Genomic DNA, 20438 nt, shown 5'->3' on the forward strand with positions numbered 1-20438 from the left:
CATGGCCCTGATCCTCGTTCGCCACACCCGCGTGGACCTGCCGGCCGGCACCTGCTACGGCCAGGCCGATGTGCCGTTGCTGCAGCCGCACGACCCGCCCTTCGACGGCGTGGGCCAGCGCCTGCGCGCGCTGCTGGAACGCATCGGGGCGGGCGTCCGGCTGGGCCCGGTGGTGTGCAGCCCGCTGAGCCGCGCCCGCCTGCTGGCCCAGCACCTGGCGACGGACCACGGCCAGGCCGTGGCCGTGGACCCGCGCTGGATGGAGCTGCATTTCGGGGCCTGGGAGGGCCGGCGCTGGGACGACATCCCTCGTGTGGAGAGCGACCCCTGGGCGGCGGACACCCACCACCGCGCCCCGCCCGGCGGCGAGACGCAGAACGCCCTGATCGCGCGCGTGCAGGCCGCCCTGGCCGCGCTGCACGCCCCCGCCAGCCAGCCCGGCCAGGCGGTGCTGGTGGTGGCCCATGCCGGGCCCTTGCGCGTGGCGCTGGGCGCGGCCCAGGGCTGGGTGGCCTCGGCCGATCCGCAGCAGGCGCCGGTGTCCCTGGACTTCGGCGGCCTGACCTGGCTGGACCCGCTGCCCGGTGGCGGCTGGGCGCTGCGCGCCCTCAATGCATGAAGACCGACCCATGGCCGAACACACCCTGATCCTGGGCGGCGCCCGTTCCGGCAAGAGTGCCTGGGCCGAGCGCCAGGCCAGCGCCTGGGCCGCCGAGGCGCCGGGCCGCGAGGTGGTGGTCGTCGCCACCGGCGAGGCCCGCGACGAGGAGATGCGGGCCCGCATTGCCGCCCACCAGGCCCAGCGCCCGGCGGGCTGGCAGACGGTGGAGGCGCCGCTGGCGCTGGCCGAGGCCCTGGCCGCGGCGGACGGCCCGCAGCGCCTCTTGCTGGTCGACTGCCTGACCCTGTGGCTCACCAACCTGCTGCTGGCCGATCTGCCGCCGGAGCTGGACCTGGACAGCGTGCGCGCCCTGCAGCCCGGCCCGCGCTGGCAGGCCGGCCGCGCGGCCCTGCTGGCCGTGCTGCCCCGGCTGCAGGCCCCGGTGCTGCTGATCGGCAACGAGGTGGGCCACGGCATCGTGCCGCTGGGGGCGGTCAACCGCCTGTTCGTCGATGAAAGCGGCCGCCTGCACCAGGCCCTGGCCGCGCAGTGCGCCCGGGTGCGTTTCGTGATGGCCGGCTGCGTGCTGCCGCTCAAGGGGTGAGATGAAGACGCTGAGTTTGTGCGTTGCCGGCCTGCTGGCCGCCACGATGGTGTTGAGCGGCCCCGCCCGGGCCAGCGTCAGCGCCCAGGACGATGACGGCCGCACCGTGACGCTGCCCGCGCCCGCGCGGCGCATCATCAGCCTGGCGCCGCACACCACCGAGCTGCTCTACGCGGCCGGTGCCGGCCCCCGCATCGTGGCCACCGTGCGCTATGCCGATTACCCGCCCGAGGCCAAGGCCCTGCCGCAGGTGGGCGACGCCCATGCGCTGGACCTGGAACGCATCGTCGCCCTCAAGCCCGACCTGATCGTGGTGTGGATGCACGGCAGCTCGGCGCGGCAGATCGAGCGCCTGCGGGCACTGAAGATCCCGCTCTTTCACAGCGAGGCGCACACCCTGGAAGACGTGGGCGAGGGCATCCGCCGCCTGGGCGTGCTGGCCGGCACCGAGGACGTGGCCAACGCCGCCGCCAACACCTATGCCAAGCGGGTGACGACGCTGCGGGTCCGCTACAGCCAGCGCACCCCGCTCAGGGTCTTCTACCAGGTGTGGCAGCAGCCGCTGCTCACGCTGAACCGGCAACACCTGATCAGCGACGCCATCCGCCTGTGCGGCGGCGTCAATGTGTTTGCCCAGCAGACAGCGTTGGTGCCCACCGTCAGCCCCGAGGCGGTGTTGGCCGCCCAGCCGCAGGTGCTGGTGGCCGCCAGCGTGGGCGGCCAGCCCGACGACAGCCTGGCCCTGTGGGCGCCGTTCAAGCAGTTCGAGCCCATCGCCCGCCACCATGTGGTGTGGCTCAACACCGACCTGATCAGCCGCCAGGGCCCGCGCATCGTGGACGGCGCGCAGCAGCTCTGCGAGGGCCTGGACAAGGTGCGCGCCGACCTGGCCGCCAAGCCATGACGGCCCGGCCCTGGCGCGACATCCCCAGCCGGGCGCTGATGGTGCAGGGCACCACCTCGGACGCCGGCAAGAGCACGCTGGTGGCCGGCCTGGCCCGCTGGCTGGTGCGCCAGGGCGCCCGGGTGGCGCCCTTCAAGCCGCAGAACATGGCCCTGAACAGCGCGGTGACGGTGGACGGCGGCGAGATCGGCCGCGCCCAGGCCCTGCAGGCCCTGGCCGCCCGCGTGCCGCCCACCACCGACATGAACCCGGTGCTGCTCAAGCCCAGCAGCGACACCGGCGCGCAAATCATCATCCACGGCCGGGTGCGCAGTGACATGGATGCGCGGGCCTACCACCAGTACAAGCCCATCGCCTTCGAGGCGGTGCGCGAGAGCTTCGAGCGCCTGCGCGCCGCGCACGACCTGGTGCTGGTGGAAGGCGCCGGCAGCCCGGCCGAGGTGAACTTGCGCGACCGCGACATCGCCAACATGGGCTTTGCGCTGCCCTACCGGGTGCCGGTGCTGCTGGTGGCCGACATCGACCGCGGCGGCGTCTTCGCCCACCTGACCGGCACCCTGGCCTGCCTGTCGCCCGAAGAGCAGGCCCTGGTGCGCGGCTTCGTCATCAACCGCTTCCGCGGCGATGTGAGCCTGCTCACGCCTGGCCTGGACTGGCTGCGGCAGCGCACGGACAAGCCCACGCTGGCGGTGCTGCCTTATTTGCACGGCCTGCACCTGGACGCCGAGGACGCGGTGGACGCCCAGCAGGCCGCCGCCGCCCATGGCCCGCGCCTGGTGGTGGCGGTGCCGGTGTTTCCGCGCATCAGCAACCACACCGATTTCGACGCGCTGCGCGCCCACCCGCAGGTGGACCTGCGCTTCGTCGGCCCGGGCCAGGCGCTGCCGGCCTGCGATCTGATCGTCCTGCCCGGCAGCAAGAACACCCTGGCCGACCTGCGCTGGCTGCGCGAGCAGGGCCACGAGGCGGCCATCGCCCGTCACCTGCGCTACGGCGGCAAGCTCATCGGCATCTGCGGCGGCTTCCAGATGCTGGGCCGCGCGCTGCACGACCCGCTGGGCCGGGAAGGCCCCGCCGGCAGCCAGGCGGCCGGCCTGGGCCTGCTGGACATGACGACCACGCTGGCGGCCGACAAGCAGCTGCGGCGGGTGCAGGGGCGGTTGGCGCCCCTGCCCGGGGCAAGCGATGGGCCCGCGCATGTGGAAGGCTACGAGATCCACCTGGGCATCAGCCAGGGCACGGCGTTGCAGCAGCCCGCGGCCTGGCTGCAGCCGGTGGGTGAAGAGGGCGTCGCCCCGCGCCCCGATGGCGCGCTGAGCCCCGACGGCCAGGTGCTGGGCAGCTATGTGCACGGCCTGTTCGACGACCCGCGGGCGCAGGCCGCGCTGCTGCGCTGGGCCGGCCTGCGCGACGCCGCCGCGGTGGACCTGGCCGCGCTGCGCGAAGCCAGCCTGGACCGGCTGGCCGATGTGCTGGAGGAACACCTGGACGCCGACACCTTGTGGCGCTTGGCCGCGGGGTCCCCGCGCTCAGGCTGAAGAGGGCGCAGGCCGCAGGCGCCCGGACAAGCGCAGACCTGTGCGGACATTGCGCGCCAGCAGCGTTAACTGCACGGCCCCCACCAGCAGTTCCAGCCCCTGTACGACGTAGAAGACGTCGTCGAACTGGCCGGCGCTGGCGCGCGCGTTCAGGAACAGCGCGGAGGGCACCAGCACCAACAGGCCATTGAGGCCCAGCAATGGCATGCGCCGGCGCTTTTCATCCACCAGCCGACCACTGCGGCCGCGGGCCAAGGCCAGGCCGGTGGCACCGGTGGTTGCCATGCACAGCACCAGGGCGGCCAGGCCATACCAGGCGATGGCGTGCTTGACGGCCTGCACGGCGGGCGGGCCCAGCAGCAATTCCGAGACCAGGGTCGATGTCCAAAAGGTGGCCACCAGCAACAGGGCCAGGGTGCCGGTGGCGGCGTGAAGGGCGGTCTTGCGCATGGGGCGTCTCCAGATTGACGTGTCAATGATTTCAAAACGACATGATGATGGCAATATGCGCGTGAAATGCCATAGCGGCACAATGCCGCACCATGCGCAAGACCACACACACCCCAGCCGGAGCCGCGCTGAGCGAGACCGTCCTGGCCCTGTTCCGCGTGACCAGTGGCCTGCTCACCGCGGGCGACCGTCTGGTGGCCGATCTGGGCCTGACCAGCGCCCGTTGGCAGGTGCTGGGCACCATCGTGGCCGCAGAGCGCCCGCAGCCGGTGGCCTGGCTGGCACGCGACATGGGGGCGAACCGGCAGAACGTCCAGCGCATCACCAACGATCTGCTGCGCGATGGCCTGGTCGAGCTGGCGCCCAATCCCCATCATCGGCGCGCGGCGTTGGTGGTGCTGACGGCGCAGGGGCGTCAGGCCTTCGAGCAGGCCATGGCGCTGGAAGCGCCCTGGATGAACCACCTGGCCGAGGGCATCGAGCCTGCGGACATCCAGGCCATGCAGCGGGTGCTGGCGGCGTTGCGTGGACAGCTGGACGCCGAGCTGTCAGAGGCTGCCGGTGGCTGACCGGGCGTAACGCCCCGGCGCCTGACCCACCTGCCGGCGGAAGGCCAGGCTGAAGGCACTGGCGGAGCCGTAGCCGACGCGCTCGGCCACCTCGGCCACGGGCAGGCGGTCTTCGCGCAGCAGAGCCTTGGCGATCTCCATGCGCCAGGCCAGCAGGTACTCCATCGGCCCCTGGCCCATCACGCGCCGAAAACGCTCGAAGAAGGCGGAGCGGGACAGGGCTGCCAGCTTTGCCAACTGGTCGCTGGTCCAGGGCCTGTCGACCTGGGCGTGCAACTGGCTGAGCACGCGGGCCAGACGCGCATCGGCCAGGCCGCGCAACAGCCCGGGGGGCGCGGCGTCGGTGGCCGCCAGGCGCATCGATTCGATGAGCAGCAGCTCCACCAGGCGGGTGAGCGCGTAGTCCGCGCCGGGGCGGGCATCCGCGGCCTCCTCACCCACCATGCGCACCAGCTGTGTCAGACGGTTCGAGCCCCGCACATGGACCACACCGGGCAGCATGGCGGCCAGCAGCGCGGCGTCGCCACCATCGAAGGCGAAGGCGCCGCCCAGCGAGCGCAAGTCCGGGCGCCCGCGCCGCTCCCCGTAGCGCAGGCCGCCCCGTGTGTTGGCGGCGGCCTGCGGGTCCAGGGGGATGGGCGGCGGGGCCTCGCCCGGGCTCGAGAGCGTGAACCCCGGTGTGCGCGCCAGCAGCACGAAGTCCCCGGCTTGCAGGGTGATGGGGGCATGGCCGTCGACGCTGAGCCGGCAACTGCCCGCCAGCAGGATGCAGAAGCTGGGCAGACCGTACTCCGCATAGCGCACGGCCCAGGCACCCTTGGCCGTGATGGGGTTGGCCATCACCGCACGGGGGCGCAGCAGGCGGACGACGTCGGACAGGGGATCGTGCATGTCTGGACGATCAATCATGTTTGATGGACTGTAGACGATTGGAAGTCCGGTCTGGCATTCCTATCGTTCATCCCATGTTCCACGCATCAGGAGATGAACCATGAAAACCGTGCTGATCACTGGCTGCTCGTCCGGCTATGGGCTGGAGACGGCCCGCCACTTCCACGCCCTGGGCTGGTCGGTCATCGCGACGATGCGCCAGCCCCGTGACGACAGCTTTCTTCCCGTGTCGGACCGACTGCGTGTGCTGCCGCTGGATGTGACCCGTTCGGAGAGCATTGCCCATGCGCTGGAGGTGGCCGGTCCCATCGATGTGCTGGTGAACAACGCCGGGATCGGCCTGTTCGGCGCCTTCGAGGCCACGCCGATGGCCACGGTGAGGGAGGTCTTCGAGACCAACACCTTCGGCACGATGGCGATGTGCCAGGCGGTCATTCCGCAGTTCCGGGCCCGCGGGGCCGGCACGCTCATCAACGTCACCTCCAGCGCCGTGCTGGCACCCATGCCCCTGGTGGCGGCCTATACCGCCAGCAAGACGGCCATCGAGGGCTTCAGCGCGTCGCTGGCGCTGGAGCTGGCACCGTTGGGCGTGCGGGTGAAGCTGGTGCAGCCTGGCTACGGACCCACGACCCGATTTGCGGCCAATGGACAAGGGCGTATACAGGGGCTCATCACCGAGCCCTATGCCGCTTATGCGCACAGCGTCTTCGCCCAGTTCCAGGGCGCTGCACTGACCACCCAGCCGGCCGATGTGGCCGAAGCCATCTGGTGGGCGACGCAGGATGAGACGGGTCAGTTGCGCTGCCCTGCGGGGCCCGACGCGATGGCCTTGGCGACTCGGGCTGCGGGAGGCTGACGGCCGCCGCTCAGTCAGGCGTCATGTCCGGCTGCAGCAGCACCTCGTCGGGCAGGCCAGCACTGTTGTGGACGATGTCCACCGCACCCAACGGCGAATAACCGGCGTCGCCTTCCAGCAGCACGCTGGCATCGGGCGGCAGTTGGCTCAGGGCCTGGATCAGTTGCTGAACGGTCACGGCAAGGGCTCTCTTTCCGGGGGCTGCTCGAACAGTGTCACCATGCTGCGCAGCGCGCCCGTCTGCCGCTGCCCATGGGCCTGCAGGGCGGTGCGCAGTTGCTGCCGCTCGTCGCCGGACAGGCCAGGCTGCAGTGAACGGGCAAAGGCGTCCAGCGGTGTGGCCAGGCCGTTGCAGTCGAAGCGATGGGCGCCCAGCTCGGGGGCCAAGGCCGCAAACACCGACTTGAACGACCAGGAGCCCGCCATGGCCGGGTGGTAGTAGTGGCCGCGGGCGATCTGGAACAGATCGACGATGCGCTCGGCCAGCGCCAGCAGTCCGGGCGACAGGTCTTCCCATTCGCCCGCCAGCTCGCGCACGCGGTTGCGCTCGAAGCCGGCGTTGTAGGCCAGCACCGGGCCGTCGTCGTTCCCCAGGGCCTGCAGCAGGCTCTGGGCAAAGGCGCGGCGTGGGTCGCCCGAGGGGCCAGCCAGAAAACCCTGCGGCCGCGGTGGCGCGCCAGGCCCGGCCACCGTGTCGCAACTCCATTGGAAGGGCAGCACCTGATAGGGCCGGGTGCCGGCCCACACGGGCACCGCAAAGCCGATGGTCTCGAAGCGCAGGAAGTGGCGGGGGTAGGGCAGGGCCTGCAGCAGCGCGGCGGCCTGGGGCGCCAGCACCGGCGCGCCTTGCTGCACCGCCTGGGCGGCGCGGCGCAGCCGGCCATCGGGCAGGGCGTCCAGCGGCACGCTGTGCACATCGGCGTGGCCGTCGGCGCGCAGTTGGGCGGCCAGTTCGCGCCCGAGGATGTCCAGGCTGGCGCATGGGTCCACGGGGCGGGTCTGCCCCGTGGGCGGGCTGCAGCGGGCCAGCTGTTCGCAGGGGCTGGGCTGCGTGCAGGGCGCGCCGGTGGGCATGGGGGGCAGCCCACCGCGCAGGCAGGCCTGCATGGCGGCCAGCCAGTCACCGGTGGGCCGCGAACCCAGCGAGGGCCCCAGGTCCACCTCGCGCAGCAGGCCCGCGTAGCAGCCGTGACCGGGGTAGATGAAGCCGGTGTCCACCAGCAGCAGGCCGACGGTCTGCACCCGCAGCCCGCAGCGGGCGGCCACGTGGGCCCACAGCGCCACCGTGTCCACATCCGCCTCGGCGCCCACGGTGGCGTAGCGCAGCTTGAACAGCCGCCAGCCATGGGGGCCGCGGGTGATGAGGTCGATGCGCGCCCGCGCGCCGTCGTCGCTGGCCAGGCAGGCCCCGAACAGCGCCCAGCCCTCGGCGTCGGGCGTGGCCGCGGCCAGGGCGATGTGCGTCTGCTCCTGCGCATGCGCCCAGTCGGCGGGCGTGCTGGGTGCGGGCAACCATTTCCCGGCGGGGAAGGACGCCCGCAGCGCCGCGTCCGGGGCCGGCCCCTGGACCACATGGGCCTCGGGCGGCTCGGCCACGGGGTTCGGCCGGGCCGGGGTGTGCCGCTGCAGCCAGAAGCGGCGCGTGCAGGCCCGCCAGCGGCGCAGGTCTGCGTCGTCCAGGGGTGTGGCGGTGTCGACCATCGTCATGGGCAGAAACAGACAAATACGACAGGGGAAACCGCTGCAGCGGGGACGTCAGCCCAGGCCATCAACTGGCGCGCGCCGACCTCACCGGCCCCACGTCCACCAGGATGTCTTCGCCTTCGACCTGCAGCGCATAGGCGTGCAGGGCGCTGGGGTGGGCATGGGACACGCACTTGCCGCTGCCAGCGTCATAGCCCCACTGGTGGATGTGACACACCACGCGCTGGCCATCGAAGCAGCCTTCGGCCAGGGGCATGTCGGCGTGCGGGCAGCGCCCGCGGTACGCCTTGAGTTCCCCGCCCTGGGGCCAGACGAGCAACACACTCTTCTTGCCCACCTGGAACAGGCCCATGCCGCCTTCGGCGACGGCGTCCTTGGAACAGACAGCGGTGAAGGCCATGGCGCGGGCTCCAAGAGGTTGGTCTTGGACGCGGAAAGGCAAATTGCGGGCCATGGGCGACTGACGTCGGCGCAGGGTCTGAGGCCGTCGTCTGCAACATGACCCGCCAGCCCACCTCGACGGACCCCTTCGAAACCCGTGAACCACTGCGCGCCGGCAGGCAGGCTCATTGGCGAGCTCGGGAACTGGAGGCTGCCCGCAACTCAAGGCCCGGCAGGGGGATGCGCAACTCTCATGGGTCCGAATCTCCGTGAATGCCAGCGCCCGTCAGCGCTCGGGTGGAGGTTCCAACGCGGTTGTCCTGGAGACGCTGGCGCAGACGGGCGCGAACCCACAGCGGCTGATGTCGGAGCCCACGGAATCCCCCTTGGCGGGCGGCCTGGCAGCGTTCGCTCCGCCATCGAGAATGTCCGTTCCCAGGGTGTTGAATGGGCCTCGGAAGATTTCGTGACGGGGTCTTCTTCCCTGTTCCGGTGAAGATCCTGGACGAAGCGAATTTCGCCTGGCACCACGGCCCGCGGCAGCAGGGTGTCGCAGGTGGAGGATGTGAACTCGCTGCCGGCCTTCGGTGATGCTGTTCACGCCGCGTGGCCGCACGTCCGCGGCATCCCGCTCAAGACGCGGGTGCTGATCGACCCCTTGGTCGAACGGTTGATGCCGGCGCTGGCCGTGCGCTGAGCACGAGGCTGTCTTCGGGCGCCAGGCTCCTCAGAACCCTTCGCTCTTGCGCCCCCAGGGCGCGCTGCCGGCCACCAGGCTGGCCTTGATGCCGGCCTTCTCCACGGCGGCCTGGTCCTTGTAGAAGGTGGCCTCATGGACCAGGGCGCCTTTGGGGGACATGACCGCCACGTACTTGGCGGGCAGGTCCACCTCGCAGCGGTAACCGCCACCGCAGTCGGTGGTGCTGCGCAGCTGGCCGTCCCAATCGACGAAGAAGCCTTCCGGGGTGCTGCTCATGTTCATGCTCCGTCACTCCGCTCAGACCTGGGCTTGCAGGTCGATCTCCACCTGACCATCGTCGGTCAAGCGCAGTGGGTATTCGTCCAGCGCGCAGCCCTCGGGCCGCAGGCCTTCACCATTGCGGCCGTCAAACACCCAGCCGTGCACGGTGCAGGTCAGGGTGCGGCCGTTGAACTGCGAGTTGTTGACCAGCGACTGCCGCTCGTGTGGGCACAGGCCGGTGAAGGCGCGGGGCTGGCCCCCATCGGGCCAGATGACCAGCACCTCGTGTCCATCCAGCAGGAAAGGCACGGCTTCACCTTCGCCCAGGTAGCGTTGCTTGCACAGAGTTTGAAAGGCCATGGCGTGGCGGCTCCTCGCTTTGCCTGGGGCCGGGCAGCCAGCGCGGCGGCGCTGTCGACAAGCCGACAACCCAGGCGTGTGAAGCGCCAGCAGCAAAAGCCGCGCCAGCGGCTGTGAGGATCAATGTCCCGACGAGCCCGCCTCGCTGTCGTCGGCGGGGCCATGAGGGCTGGGCGGGAGGCCACCAGGCACCGAGCGCTTGGGTGCACAGCCTGATAGTTTTCTTTGAAATGTAATTGATTGCCTAAAGCAACTATATGGTCCAGAATGCTGGGCCATGGACAATGCCGACCGCATCGAAGCCGTTCGCCGCTTCAACCGCTTCTACACCCGCCGCCTGGGTGTGCTGAACGAGGGGCTGCTGGATTCGCCCTTCTCGCTGACAGAGGCGCGGGTGCTGTGGGAGCTCTCCCGGCTGGAAGAGGAGGGCGGCATCACGGCCAGCGAACTGGGGCGCACCCTGGACCTGAATGCCGGCTATCTCAGTCGGTTGCTGAAATCGCTGAAGGAGCGGGAGCTCGTCGCGTCTACCCGCAGCGCGGCGGACGGGCGGCAGTGGCTCTTGCAGCTGAGCCCGGTGGGCCGGGCGGCCTTTGCGCCGCTGGATCAGCGTTCCCAGCAGCAGGCGGACGCCTTGCTGGCGCGCCTGAGCGACACCCAGCAGGTGGCGCTGCTGCAGGCCTTTCAGCAGGTGCAGGCGCTGCTGGATGAGCCGCAGGCCAAGCCGGCCCGGGGCGGCTTCATCCTGCGGCCCCATCGGCCGGGCGACATGGGATGGGTGGTGTCACGCCACGGGAGCCTCTACGCCCGGGAATACCAGTTCGACCAGTCCTTCGAGGCCTTGGTGGCCCGCATCGCCGCGGACTTTCTCGACCGTTTCGACGCACGCCGTGAGGCGTGCTGGATGGCCGAGCGCGACGGCGTGAACCTGGGCTGCGTTTGCCTGGTCCAGGCCCGTGACGAGGCCTCGGCCCAGCCCATCGAGGGCACGGCGCAGCTGCGCCTGCTGCTGGTGGAGCCCGCGGCCCGCGGTCTGGGGCTGGGCGAGCGGCTGGTGGCCGAATGCACGCGCTTTGCGGTAGAGGCCGGCTACCGGCGTATCCGGCTGTGGACCAACCGCCAGCTCGGGGCCGCCCGGCACCTCTATGCCAAGGCGGGTTATCGGCTGGTGGCCAGCGAGCCCTTCACCGGCTTCGGCCACGAACAGGTGGCCGAGACTTGGGAGCTGGATCTGGCCGCACACCTCTGAGAGACCCTTGAGCCTCGAGGGCCGCGGGGCCCTCCGGGGCCGTCTCAGCCGCCGTTCGCCGCCGCCGCCCGCAGCTTGTCCTTCTTGCTCGGCCGCTTGCCCTTGATGCCACCGGTGGCTGCGCCGGCCGGTGCGGTTTCGGTCACGTCGAAGCCGTCGATGCGCTCGCGCGGCAGGCGCCGGCCCTGGCGCTTCTCGATCAGGCGGAAGTGCGCTTCAGTGGCCGGGCTGATGAAACTGATGGCCAGGCCGCTGGCGCCGGCGCGGGCGGTGCGGCCGATGCGGTGCACGTAGTCGGCCGCGGCGCGGGGCAGGTCGTAGTTCACCACCACCGGCAGCTGGGCAATGTCGATGCCGCGTGCGCCCAGGTCGGTGGCCACCAGCACCTGCAGCTCGCCGGCTTTGAAGGCGGCCAGCAGGCGGGTGCGGGCGCCCTGGCTGGCGTCGCCGTGGAAGGCCTCGGCCGTCAGGCCGGCACGGCGCAGCTTGTCGGCCACGTGATCACAGGCGTAGCGGGTGGCGACGAAGACCATCACCCGCGGCCAGCCTTCCTGGTCAATCAAATGGCGCAGCAGCGGGGTGCGGCGGGTGCTGTCCACCTCGATGGCGCGTTCGGTCAGGCGGCGCTCGACCGCCTCTCCGGCCTCGCCGGTGTCGGCATCCGCGTCGGTGAGGCTGCCGGCGGCCTGGTGGGCCAGTGCCACCCGCAGCGGGTCGTGCAGCAGGCACTGGGCCAGGGCGTCCACCTCGGCCGGGAAGGTGGCCGAGAACAGCAGGTTCTGGCGCTTGCTCGGCAGGGCGCGCAGCACGCGGGCCAGCTCCTCGGCAAAGCCGCTGTCCAGCAGGCGGTCGGCTTCGTCCAGCACCAGGGTGTGGACGTCGTCCAGGCGCAGGCCGTTGTGGTCCAGCACGTCCAGCAGGCGGCCCGGGGTGGCCACCACCACGTCGGCGCCGCCGCGCAGCGCCATCAGCTGCGGGTTGATGGACACACCGCCGTACAGCACGCTGAGCTTGACCGGGGTGGGCCCGTGCTCGGTCAGGGCCTGCAGGGTCTCGCCCACCTGGGCGGCCAGCTCGCGGGTGGGCACCAGCACCAGGGCCTGGGGCCGGCGCTTGCCGATGGGGGCGTGGGCGGCCAGGCGCTGCAGCAGGGGCAGGGCGTAAGCGGCCGTCTTGCCCGAGCCGGTGGGCGCGCAGGCCAGCACGTCCTGCCCGCCCAGAGCGGCCGGGATGGCCGCGGCCTGCACGGGGGTGGGGGCCTCCAGGCCCAGGGTCTGGACGGCGCGCAGCAGCCGGGGCGCCAGGCCCAGGGCGTCCCAGCCGGCCACCGCGGGCGTGTTCACGGGTGTGTTCATCGGCGATTCGCTCACAGCGGCCTCACCTTCACCGAACGGCCCTTGACCTTGCCGGCCGACAGGCCGCGCAGCGCGGCGTCGGCGATGCTGCGGTCCACCGCCACATAGGTAGAGAAGTCGTTGACGTTGATCTTGCCGATCTTGCTGCCGTCGAAGCCCAGGTCCTTGGTCAGCGCGCCCAGCACGTCGCCGGGGCGGATCTTCTCCTTGCGGCCGCCCAGGATCTGCAGCGTCACCATCGGCGGCAGCAGGGGCGGGGCGTCGGCCGCGTCGGCCAACTCGCTCAAGGGGTGCCATTCGCTGGGGCGGCCCTGCATCTCGTCGATGCGGCCCACGCTGCCCATCTCGTCCAGGCTGGCCAGGCTGAAGGCCCAGCCCTCGGCATCGGCCCGGCCGGTGCGGCCCACGCGGTGCACATGCACCTCGGGGTCGGGGGTGATGTCCACGTTGATGACGGCTTCGAGCTGGGCGATGTCCAGGCCGCGGGCGGCCACGTCGGTGGCCACCAGCACGCTGCAGCTGCGGTTGGCAAAGCGCACCAGCACCTGGTCGCGCTCGCGCTGGTCCAGGTCGCCATGCAGTTCCAGCGCGGTGAAGCCCTGGGCCTGCAGCACGGCCACCAGATCGCGGCACTGCTGCTTGGTGTTGCAGAAGGCCAGGGTGCTGATCGGGCGGAAGTGCTTGAGCAGCAGGCTCACCGCGTGCAGGCGCTCGCTGTCCTTCACCTCATAGAACTGCTGGCGGATCTTGGTTTCGGCGTGGCGCTCGGTGAGCTTCACCTCCTTGGGGTCGCGCATGAAGCGCCCGGCCAGCTTGGCCACGCCCTCGGGGTAGGTGGCGGAGAACAGCAGGGTCTGGCGCGCCTTGGGGCAACGCTCCACCACCTGGGCGATGTCCTCGGCGAAGCCCATGTCCAGCATGCGGTCGGCCTCGTCCAGCACCAGGGTGTTCAGCGCGTCCAGCGCCAGCGTGTCGCGCGAGAGGTGATCCAGGATGCGGCCGGGCGTGCCCACCACGATGTGGGCGCCATGCGCCAGGCTGGCCAGCTGGTTGCGGATGGGCGCGCCGCCGCACAGGGTCAGGGTTTTGATGTTGTCCTCGGCCCGGGCCAGGCGACGGATCTCCTGCGTCACCTGCTCGGCCAGCTCACGGGTGGGGCAGAGCACCAGGGCCTGCACGGCAAAGCGGCGCGGGTTCAGGTTGGCCAGCAGGGGCAGGGTGAAGGCGGCGGTCTTGCCGCTGCCGGTTTTGGCCTGGGCGATCAGGTCGGCGCCGGCCAGGGCCAGCGGCAGGCTGGCCGCCTGGATGGGCGTCATGGCCAGGTAGCCCAGTTGCTGCAGATTGGCCTGCATGGCCGGGGGCAGGGGCAGGCTGGCGAAGGAGGCGGCGGCGGGCGCGGGAGCGCCGGTCGTGTCGGTGCGGGTCATGCGCGATTGTCCGCTGCAATGCCCCGCTTGGCACGCGCCGGCCTCCAGCCGCCGCTTTCCGGGTCGCTTCAGCCCAGGGCCGAGGCGACGTTGGCCGCCACCATGTCGGCGGTCACGGCCGACAGCGTCCAGCCCAGGTGGCCGTGCCCGGTGTTGTAGAACACGCCGGGCGCGCGGCCCTTGCCCACCTTCGGCATCATGTTGGGCATCATCGGCCGCAGGCCGGCCCAGGGCACCACGCGGCGCGTGTCCACGCCGGGGAAGCACTGGCGCACCCAGTCGACCAGCGGTCGGATGCGGTCGGCGCGGATGTTGCGGTTCTCGCCCGCGAACTCGGCCGTGCCGGCCACGCGGAAGCGGTCCGGCCCCAGGCGGCTGCTGACCAGCTTGGTCTCGTCGTCCAGCAGGCTGACGTTGGGCGCGGCCGCGCGGCTGGCCTCGTCGTCCAGGTGCACGGTGATCGAGTAGCCCTTGACCGGGTAGACGTTCACCCGGTCGCCCAGCTGGGCCGCGAAGCCGCGGCTGGCCACACCGGCGCACACCACCACACCGTCGAAGCGGCGCTGGCTGGGCTCGCCCTCGGGGCCGGTGGCGGTGAGGGTGACGCCGCCACCGGCCTCGGGCCGCAGCTGGTTGACCTGCTGCTCGTACAGGCATTCCACGCCGCGGCGCTGGGCCGCCTGGGCCAGGCCGAAGGTGAAGCGGTGGATGTCGCCGGTGCTGTCGCTGGGGGTGTAGAAGCCGCCGTGGTACTGGCCGGCCAGCGTGGGCTCGATGGACTTGATTTCCTCGGGCGTGACGGCCCGGCGGTCCAGCCCGCCGCGGGCCAGCAGCGCGGTGACCTTGGCAGCGTGGTCGAAGCCGGCCTTGTCACGGTAGATGTGCAGGATGCCTTCGCGCTTGTGGTCGAAGTCGATGCCCTCGGCCTCGGCCCAGGCGAACAGGTGCTGGCGCGCGGCAATGGCCAGGCGGGCCGTCTCGATGGTGTTGCGCTCGTACTGCGGCATGGCGGCGATGAACTCGGCAAACCACGAGAGCTTGTGCCAGCCGGGCGTGGGCGACACCAGCAGCGGTGCATCGGCCCGCAGCATCCACTTCAGGCCCTTGAGCACGGTGGCCGGCAGGTTCCAGACCTCGGCGTTGGAGGCCGAGAGCTGGCCGCCGTTGGCGAAGGAGGTTTCCATTGCCGCATAGCGGTGGCGTTCGTACAGCGTGACGGCAAAACCGCGCAGGGACAGCGCGTAGGCGGTGGTCACACCGGTGATGCCGCCTCCGAGGACGGCGAGATGGGCTTGGCGCATGACAGGACTCCGACGTCGAGGGGTGGGGACCGGTGCACGGCTGTGTGCACCAGACACCCCCTCTGTTCGGAACCTGAGAGATTCACGCCGCCGGGCCGCCATTGGCCGGCAACGCTTGCTCCTTCGGTGCAGCCGGCGGACGTGTGCGCCGAACGCTCTTCAGAGTTGCTTCGTGGGACCGGTCCATGAGCCTGAGAGTTTCCGGGGTGGTTGCTCCTTCGGCGCCGACCCGGGCCGTGGTGGCCAGGGGCGGACTCTCCCGATCCCGCGTCGTCCGGCCAGGGGCCGGTCGATTGCGTTGAGGCGCGATTGTGCGCGATGTGGCGGAGGATGTCGATGCGCTGCCCGGCCCCCGAGCGACAAGGATGGCACGGTATGGACCGCTTCATGGGCCGATTGCGGCGCTGGGACAAGCGCCAGAATGCCGGATCGCCTGCCGGCAGTGGCAGGCCCCCCGGAGCGCGCCATGGCCCAGACATCCCCCACCCCCGACAGTTCCCCCCAGGCCACACCGGACACCCGCTCGCCGACCTGCGGTGGCGGTGGGCCAGGCCCTTGCACCATCTGCGGCCAGGGGCAGGACCCGGACATCGATTTCACCTTCGCCTACCAGCCCATCGTGGACGGGCGGTCGGGTCAGGTGTTTGCGCACGAGGCCCTCGTGCGGGGCGTGGCGGGCGAGCCCGCCCCGAGCGTGCTGGACCGGGTGGTCGAAGCCAACCGCTACAGCTTCGACCAGGCCTGCCGGGTGCGGGCCATCGACCTGGCCTGCGACCTGGGCCTGATCGAACGCGGGAACGAAAAGCTGTCGATCAACTTCCTGCCCCACGCGGTGTACCGGCCGGAGGTCTGCATCCAGACCACGCTGCAGGCGGCCCACCGGCGCGGGCTGGACGTGTCCAGCATCATCTTCGAGGTCACCGAGGGCGAGCGCATCGAGGACGGCCCCTGGTTTGCCGAGATCCTGCGCGAGTACCGCCGCCAGGGCTTCCTGACCGCGATCGACGACTTCGGCGCCGGTTACGCCGGCCTGCGTCTGCTGTCCGATTTTCAGCCAGACTTGATCAAGCTCGACATGGACCTGGTGCGCCATGTGGACACGCTGCGCCCGCGCCAGGCCATTGCCCGGGCGGTGATCCGCCTGGCCCAGGACCTGGGCATCCGTCTGGTGGTCGAAGGGGTGGAGACCGCGGGCGAGCGCGACTTCTTCCTGCACGAGGGGGTGACCCTGTTCCAGGGCTACCTGTTCTCCCGGCCGCTGTTCCGCGGCCTGGCCTCGGCACCGCTGCGGGGCTGAGCGGGACGTTCTGCTTCAGCCCGCCAGCGGGTGGGCAATGCCCCCATCCCCATGGGAGCGCAGCACCTGCGCCACCACCACGTGGTAGCCCTTGAGCCACCGGGCCTGCCGGGCCTTGGCTTCGCGGTGGACTGGGTGATCCATCAGCCGCTGCAGGGCCTCCAGCGTCTGCCAGTAGTAGACGTTGGAGACCAGCCCATTGGCCGGGTTCTCCCAGGCCTCTTCGCCCAGATAACCGGGGATGGCGCGGGCCGCTTCGGCGATGGCCTGATCCAGGCGGTGGAACTCGTCGTCGTATTCGCCCGGGGCGAAGGTGAAGGTGGCGGTGTACATCGCGGTGGCTCTTCCGTTGTCAGGGCAGGGTGTCTCGCATGGCCTGGGCCAGCGCGCCCTGGCCACGGGCGTCCAGCCCCTGGATGGCGCCCTCGCGGTCCCGCAGCTCATGGTTCTGGCCCAGCTTGCGCTTGCCCACCAGGCGGGTGATGCGCAGCTCGATGCCCACGATGCGCTGCAGCTGTTCGTCCAGGTAGTCGGCCGGCGCGTCGCCCATCTTCCAGGGTTGGGGCTGGGCCGCCTCGTGGGTGCGGGTCAGCAGGGCCAGCACGCGGCGCAGGAACTTCTCGTCCTCATGCACATGCAGGGTGCCGTGGGCATGCACCACCTCGTAGTTCCAGGTGGGCACGCGGCGGTGGGCGTCCTGTTTGCCGGGGTACCAGCTGGGCGAGATGTAGCCCTGCGGCCCGTGGAAGACGGCCAGCACCGCCGCGCCGTCGGTCAGCGTCTGCCACAGCGGATTGGCCCGCGCCACATGGGCCAGCAGCGTGCCGGCTTCACCCGCCTGGGCGTCCAGCAGAAAGGGCAGGTGGTTGGCGTCCAGGCCGTCGGCACCGTGGCTGACCAGGGTGCCCAGCGGGTGGGCCTGGATCAGGCGGTGCAGTTCGTCCTGGCGGGGCTCGGCAAAGTGGGCAGGCAGGTACATGGGGGCAGGGCTGGTGACATCAGACAGACTCCACTGTGCCGTGCCTCTGGTGTGTGGAAAATAGCCAGTTCTTGTGGTTTTGACTGGTCCAGTGCCTGGCACTGACTCGCAACAAGGAGCGTCGCCATGCGTGCAGAAGGACAGGGCAGCGTGAGCCGCGCGCTGTACGAGGAACTGCGGGCCCGCATCGGGGATGGCACTTTGCCGTCGGGCGCTGCTCTGCCTTCCACCCGTGGCCTTGCGGCAGAGCGTGGTCTATCCCGCACCACAGTGTCGTTGGTCTATGAGCAACTGGCCGCAGATGGCTTCATCGAAACCCGGCCGGGGGCCGCGAGCCAGGTGGCCCGGAGCCTGCGACAGGGGGCAGTTCACGGGGCCCAACCAGCCGCTACGCCAGGGCCGACAACGCCGGGCGACGCGCCACTGCGGAGGACCTCCCGCGGCGGTGCGCGGTTGGCCGGGCTTCAGTTGCCTGCCGCGACCCCGCCCCATCCATCCGAGATCGACTTCGTCTATGGTCCGCTGGCCCGACGGGACTTCCCCGCAGCGGCTTGGCTCAAGGCCCAGCGTGCCGTGGTGCAGCGGGGGCCGGTACGGCTGGCCTATGGCGACCCGATGGGTGACCCGACACTGCGCCAGGCGTTGCAAGCCCATCTGGCTCGCTCGCGCGGCATGGCCTGTGCCGTGGAGCAACTGATGATCGTCAACGGCTCGCAGCAGGCCCTGGACCTGTGCGCGCGCGTGCTGCTGGACCCCGGCGACGTGGTGGTGGTGGAACAGCCGGGATACCGCATGGCCCACCATGTATTCGAGCAGGCCGGTGCCGTGCTGGCGCCGGTGGCGGTGGATGCCCAGGGCCTGCAGACCGATCATCTGGCCCAGGTGGCGCAGGCCCAAGCGCTGTACGTGACCCCTACCCACCAGTTCCCGCTGGGAGGCTTTCTGCCCATGGGGCGTCGGCTGGCCCTGTTGGCCTGGGCCCAGGCCCGGGGCGCTTGGGTCATCGAAGACGACTATGACGGTGAATACCGCCATGGCGTGCGCCCGGAGCCCAGCCTGCGCGCCCTGGACGCGCAGGACGGTGTGGTCTATATCGGCACCTTCTCCAAGACCCTCTCGCCCGAGTTGCGCCTGGGGTACCTGCTGCTGCCCCGCGCGCTGGTGCAGCCCTTTGCAATGGCCAAGCGCCTGGCCGATCGCCACACGGCCACCGTTCCGCAGCGCGCACTGGCTCAACTGCTGGCCGACGGCAGCTATGACCACCACCTGCGCCGCATGCGCCGCCAGCAGCGCGCACGACAGCAGGCCCTGCTGGTGTCGCTGGCGCGAGCACTGGGCGCCCAGGTGCAGGTCCAGGGCGCGGCCAGTGGCCTGCATGTGGTGGTCTGGTTTCCCGGGTTGCCCGCTGATCAGGAGATGGTGCTGGTCGAGGCCGCGGCAGACGAGCGGGTCCGCGTGTACCCTGTGGGCCGCTTCGATGTGCCGGGCCACACCGCACCGGGGCGGCCGGCGGGTCTGGTGATGGGCTATGCCCTGCTGGAGCGGGAGCAGATCGAAGAGGGCGTGAGCCGTCTGGCCGCGGCCTACCGTCGTCTGCGGCAGCCCGCGACCCCGGCCTGACGGCCACCGGCAAGCTCCGACCCCTATGCTGGGGGTCGGTCTCCACAAGGCATGAACCCATGAGTCGGCACTTCCGCGTGTCTCGCGTCTTGCGCGCCCATCCCCGTCTGTTCGGCTCCATCGTGGTGGGCGTGCTGGCGGCGGCGTTCCTGCCCCATGCCTGGGTGGGGCGCGGGGTCACGCGGCTGATCGTGGGCTGGAACGTGGGCGTGTGGCTCTACCTGCTGCTGGCCGGCTGGATGATGGCCAGCGCCAGCCTGGCCCAGATCCACCGGCGTGCCCAACTGCAAGCCGAAGGCGCCAAGACCATCCTGGCCCTGGTGGGCGTGTAGTCCATCGTCAGCCTGTGGGCCATCGTGGGCGAGCTGTCGGTGGCCAAGGATTACGCAGGCACCGACCGGTTGGCGCACGTCGGCTTGGCGGTGCTCACCATCGTGGCGTCCTGGCTGTTCACCCAGGTGATGTTCACGCTGCACTACGCCCACGACTACCACGCCGCCGTGGCCCGCGGCCAGCCCGGCGGGCTGCAGTTCCCGGACACCGAGTCACCCGACTACCTGGACTTCTTCTACTTTTCGGCGGTGATCGGCACCTCCGGTCAGACGGCCGACGTGAGCTTTGCCAGCGGGCCGATGCGCCGCGTGGGCACGCTGCACTGCATGCTGGCCTTCGTCTTCAACACCAGCCTGATCGGCCTGATGATCAACGTGGCGTCCAGCCTGCTCTGAGGCTGCGGCGGTGGCACCATGGCGCCACCGCACCGCCTGGAGCCTCCATGGTCGCCCCCCGTGCCGCACATCCCTGTGCCCCTCTGAAAGAGGCCCTGCCATGGGCAGCCTGAACCTGGCCACCCTGGCTTTGGGGCTGGCGGCGGGGCTGGACGCACTGGCCGCGCTGGCCCACCTGGCCTGCATCGCCCTGGGGGCGCCCGCCTACCGCGTCATGGGCGCGGGAGAACGCATGGCCAGGGCTGCCGAGGCCGGGCAGTGGCGCCCCACGCTGGTCACTCTGGTGATCGCCACCGGCTTGGCCGCCATGGCCTTCTATGCCGGTGCCGCAGCCGCCCAGTTGCCACCGCTGCCCTTGCAGCGGGTGCTGCTGCTGACGTTCGCGGCGGTGCTGCTGGTTCGGGCCCTGGCCTTCCCGTGGCTCAAGCCCATGTTCCCCGACAATTCGGCCCGGTTCTGGTGGGTGTCTTCGGGCATTTGCCTGGTCATGGCGCTGGCCCATGGTTGGGGGGCTTGGCGGTTGGGTTGACGGTGGGTGGCGGGTGTCGGCTAGGAGTAGCCGCAACTCGAGTCGTTGAGCCGCGCGCTGCACTCAGCGTTCCGAAGCAACTAACTCCTGCGGTTGAGCCGACCCGTGGCCGGATCTGAACCGCCCCGGGTTTG

The 20438-nt window shown here is 70.8% G+C and carries 25 protein-coding genes and 1 riboswitch; of the genes, 13 read left to right on the forward strand and 12 right to left on the reverse strand.

Annotation, left to right across the window (positions count from 1 at the left end; genetic code table 11):
• Window position 1 precedes the first annotated feature (1 nt).
• From LRM40_RS20445 to LRM40_RS20460, 4 genes are read left to right on the forward strand one after another with little or no spacing between them, the layout of a single operon-like run.
• Window positions 2–619, forward strand: coding sequence for a histidine phosphatase family protein (locus tag LRM40_RS20445; RefSeq protein WP_151125586.1), 618 nt, complete (start codon window positions 2–4; stop codon window positions 617–619).
• 10 nt (window positions 620–629) lie between these two features.
• A complete protein-coding gene (gene cobU, locus LRM40_RS20450; RefSeq protein WP_151125585.1) occupies window positions 630–1205 on the forward strand; it encodes a bifunctional adenosylcobinamide kinase/adenosylcobinamide-phosphate guanylyltransferase in 576 nt (191 codons plus the stop codon).
• A 1-nt stretch (window position 1206) separates the two neighbouring features.
• Window positions 1207–2109, forward strand: coding sequence for a cobalamin-binding protein (locus LRM40_RS20455; RefSeq protein ID WP_151125584.1), 903 nt, complete (start codon window positions 1207–1209; stop codon window positions 2107–2109).
• Complete coding sequence (locus LRM40_RS20460) at window positions 2106–3647, forward strand: cobyric acid synthase (RefSeq protein WP_231067877.1); 1542 nt, start codon at window positions 2106–2108, stop codon at window positions 3645–3647. Before LRM40_RS20455 ends, LRM40_RS20460 begins: the two co-directional genes overlap by 4 nt.
• Here the strand turns inward: LRM40_RS20460 and LRM40_RS20465 are convergent.
• Window positions 3639–4097 (reverse strand): hypothetical protein, encoded by a 459-nt coding sequence (locus LRM40_RS20465; RefSeq protein WP_151125583.1) that lies wholly within the window; start codon window positions 4095–4097, stop codon window positions 3639–3641. The genes LRM40_RS20460 and LRM40_RS20465 overlap by 9 nt on opposite strands.
• 92 nt (window positions 4098–4189) lie before the next feature.
• Here LRM40_RS20465 and LRM40_RS20470 point away from each other — a divergent pair, with 92 nt between their 5' ends.
• Window positions 4190–4666, forward strand: a complete 477-nt coding sequence (locus LRM40_RS20470) for a MarR family winged helix-turn-helix transcriptional regulator (RefSeq protein ID WP_151125582.1) — start codon at window positions 4190–4192, stop codon at window positions 4664–4666.
• Here LRM40_RS20470 and LRM40_RS20475 read toward each other — a convergent pair.
• Window positions 4646–5557, reverse strand: a complete 912-nt coding sequence (locus LRM40_RS20475) for an AraC family transcriptional regulator (RefSeq protein ID WP_151125581.1) — start codon at window positions 5555–5557, stop codon at window positions 4646–4648. The two genes, LRM40_RS20470 and LRM40_RS20475, sit on opposite strands and share 21 nt — an antisense overlap.
• A gap of 100 nt (window positions 5558–5657) precedes the next feature.
• Here LRM40_RS20475 and LRM40_RS20480 point away from each other — a divergent pair, with 100 nt between their 5' ends.
• Window positions 5658–6413, forward strand: coding sequence for an SDR family oxidoreductase (locus LRM40_RS20480; protein ID WP_151125580.1), 756 nt, complete (start codon window positions 5658–5660; stop codon window positions 6411–6413).
• Window positions 6414–6423: 10 nt separating this feature from the next.
• Here the strand turns inward: LRM40_RS20480 and LRM40_RS20485 are convergent, their stop codons facing one another.
• The 3 genes from LRM40_RS20485 to LRM40_RS20495 form a co-directional block, all read right to left on the reverse strand.
• Window positions 6424–6591 (reverse strand): hypothetical protein, encoded by a 168-nt coding sequence (locus LRM40_RS20485; RefSeq protein WP_170288959.1) that lies wholly within the window; start codon window positions 6589–6591, stop codon window positions 6424–6426.
• Window positions 6588–8120, reverse strand: coding sequence for a DUF2779 domain-containing protein (locus tag LRM40_RS20490; RefSeq protein WP_151125579.1), 1533 nt, complete (start codon window positions 8118–8120; stop codon window positions 6588–6590). The genes LRM40_RS20485 and LRM40_RS20490 overlap by 4 nt, the downstream gene beginning before the upstream one ends.
• Window positions 8121–8181: 61 nt before the next feature.
• Complete coding sequence (locus LRM40_RS20495; protein ID WP_151125578.1) at window positions 8182–8517, reverse strand: Rieske 2Fe-2S domain-containing protein; 336 nt, start codon at window positions 8515–8517, stop codon at window positions 8182–8184.
• Between the two features lie 546 nt (window positions 8518–9063).
• On the opposite strand from LRM40_RS20495, the gene LRM40_RS21405 reads away from it, so the two are divergent.
• Window positions 9064–9195 carry a hypothetical protein gene (locus LRM40_RS21405; protein WP_259372495.1) on the forward strand — a complete coding sequence of 44 codons (132 nt, stop codon included), beginning with the start codon at window positions 9064–9066 and terminating at the stop codon, window positions 9193–9195.
• A 30-nt stretch (window positions 9196–9225) separates the two neighbouring features.
• On the opposite strand, the gene LRM40_RS20500 is transcribed toward LRM40_RS21405, so the two are convergent.
• Together LRM40_RS20500 and LRM40_RS20505 are read right to left on the reverse strand one after the other, a co-directional pair.
• Window positions 9226–9474 carry a hypothetical protein gene (locus LRM40_RS20500; protein ID WP_151125577.1) on the reverse strand — a complete coding sequence of 83 codons (249 nt, stop codon included), beginning with the start codon at window positions 9472–9474 and terminating at the stop codon, window positions 9226–9228.
• Between the two features lie 21 nt (window positions 9475–9495).
• On the reverse strand, window positions 9496–9819 hold the full coding sequence (locus LRM40_RS20505; protein ID WP_151125576.1) for a Rieske 2Fe-2S domain-containing protein: 324 nt from the start codon (window positions 9817–9819) through the stop codon (window positions 9496–9498).
• Between the two features lie 277 nt (window positions 9820–10096).
• Here LRM40_RS20505 and LRM40_RS20510 point away from each other — a divergent pair, with 277 nt between their 5' ends.
• Window positions 10097–11068, forward strand: a complete 972-nt coding sequence (locus LRM40_RS20510; RefSeq protein ID WP_151125575.1) for a bifunctional helix-turn-helix transcriptional regulator/GNAT family N-acetyltransferase — start codon at window positions 10097–10099, stop codon at window positions 11066–11068.
• A 44-nt stretch (window positions 11069–11112) separates the two neighbouring features.
• Here the strand turns inward: LRM40_RS20510 and LRM40_RS20515 are convergent, their stop codons facing one another.
• From LRM40_RS20515 to LRM40_RS20525, 3 genes are all read right to left on the reverse strand, one after another.
• Window positions 11113–12423, reverse strand: coding sequence for a DEAD/DEAH box helicase (locus LRM40_RS20515; protein ID WP_151125574.1), 1311 nt, complete (start codon window positions 12421–12423; stop codon window positions 11113–11115).
• 11 nt (window positions 12424–12434) lie between these two features.
• A complete protein-coding gene (dbpA, locus tag LRM40_RS20520) occupies window positions 12435–13850 on the reverse strand; it encodes an ATP-dependent RNA helicase DbpA (protein WP_151125573.1) in 1416 nt (471 codons plus the stop codon).
• 68 nt (window positions 13851–13918) lie between these two features.
• A complete protein-coding gene (locus LRM40_RS20525) occupies window positions 13919–15151 on the reverse strand; it encodes a D-amino acid dehydrogenase (protein WP_151125572.1) in 1233 nt (410 codons plus the stop codon).
• A gap of 169 nt (window positions 15152–15320) precedes the next feature.
• Window positions 15321–15423: riboswitch (glycine riboswitch) on the reverse strand.
• Between the two features lie 194 nt (window positions 15424–15617).
• Here LRM40_RS20525 and LRM40_RS20530 point away from each other — a divergent pair.
• Window positions 15618–16448, forward strand: a complete 831-nt coding sequence (locus LRM40_RS20530) for an EAL domain-containing protein (RefSeq protein ID WP_151125571.1) — start codon at window positions 15618–15620, stop codon at window positions 16446–16448.
• A gap of 15 nt (window positions 16449–16463) precedes the next feature.
• Here the strand turns inward: LRM40_RS20530 and LRM40_RS20535 are convergent, their stop codons facing one another.
• A complete protein-coding gene (locus LRM40_RS20535) occupies window positions 16464–16781 on the reverse strand; it encodes an antibiotic biosynthesis monooxygenase family protein (RefSeq protein WP_151125570.1) in 318 nt (105 codons plus the stop codon).
• Window positions 16782–16800: 19 nt separating this feature from the next.
• On the reverse strand, window positions 16801–17427 hold the full coding sequence (locus LRM40_RS20540) for an FMN-binding negative transcriptional regulator (protein ID WP_151125569.1): 627 nt from the start codon (window positions 17425–17427) through the stop codon (window positions 16801–16803).
• 126 nt (window positions 17428–17553) lie between these two features.
• On the opposite strand from LRM40_RS20540, the gene pdxR reads away from it, so the two are divergent.
• The 4 genes from pdxR (at window position 17554) to LRM40_RS20560 (ending at window position 20304) form a co-directional block, all read left to right on the forward strand.
• Window positions 17554–19047 carry a MocR-like pyridoxine biosynthesis transcription factor PdxR gene (gene pdxR, locus LRM40_RS20545; RefSeq protein ID WP_151125568.1) on the forward strand — a complete coding sequence of 498 codons (1494 nt, stop codon included), beginning with the start codon at window positions 17554–17556 and terminating at the stop codon, window positions 19045–19047.
• Between the two features lie 59 nt (window positions 19048–19106).
• Window positions 19107–19379 (forward strand): DUF1345 domain-containing protein, encoded by a 273-nt coding sequence (locus tag LRM40_RS20550; protein WP_231067878.1) that lies wholly within the window; start codon window positions 19107–19109, stop codon window positions 19377–19379.
• A gap of 24 nt (window positions 19380–19403) precedes the next feature.
• Window positions 19404–19775 carry a DUF1345 domain-containing protein gene (locus LRM40_RS20555; protein ID WP_231067879.1) on the forward strand — a complete coding sequence of 124 codons (372 nt, stop codon included), beginning with the start codon at window positions 19404–19406 and terminating at the stop codon, window positions 19773–19775.
• A gap of 100 nt (window positions 19776–19875) precedes the next feature.
• Window positions 19876–20304 (forward strand): hypothetical protein, encoded by a 429-nt coding sequence (locus LRM40_RS20560; protein WP_151125567.1) that lies wholly within the window; start codon window positions 19876–19878, stop codon window positions 20302–20304.
• The last annotated feature ends 134 nt before the right edge of the window (window positions 20305–20438 follow it).

This window comes from Ideonella dechloratans (assembly GCF_021049305.1).
Classification (GTDB): domain Bacteria; phylum Pseudomonadota; class Gammaproteobacteria; order Burkholderiales; family Burkholderiaceae_C; genus Ideonella; species Ideonella dechloratans.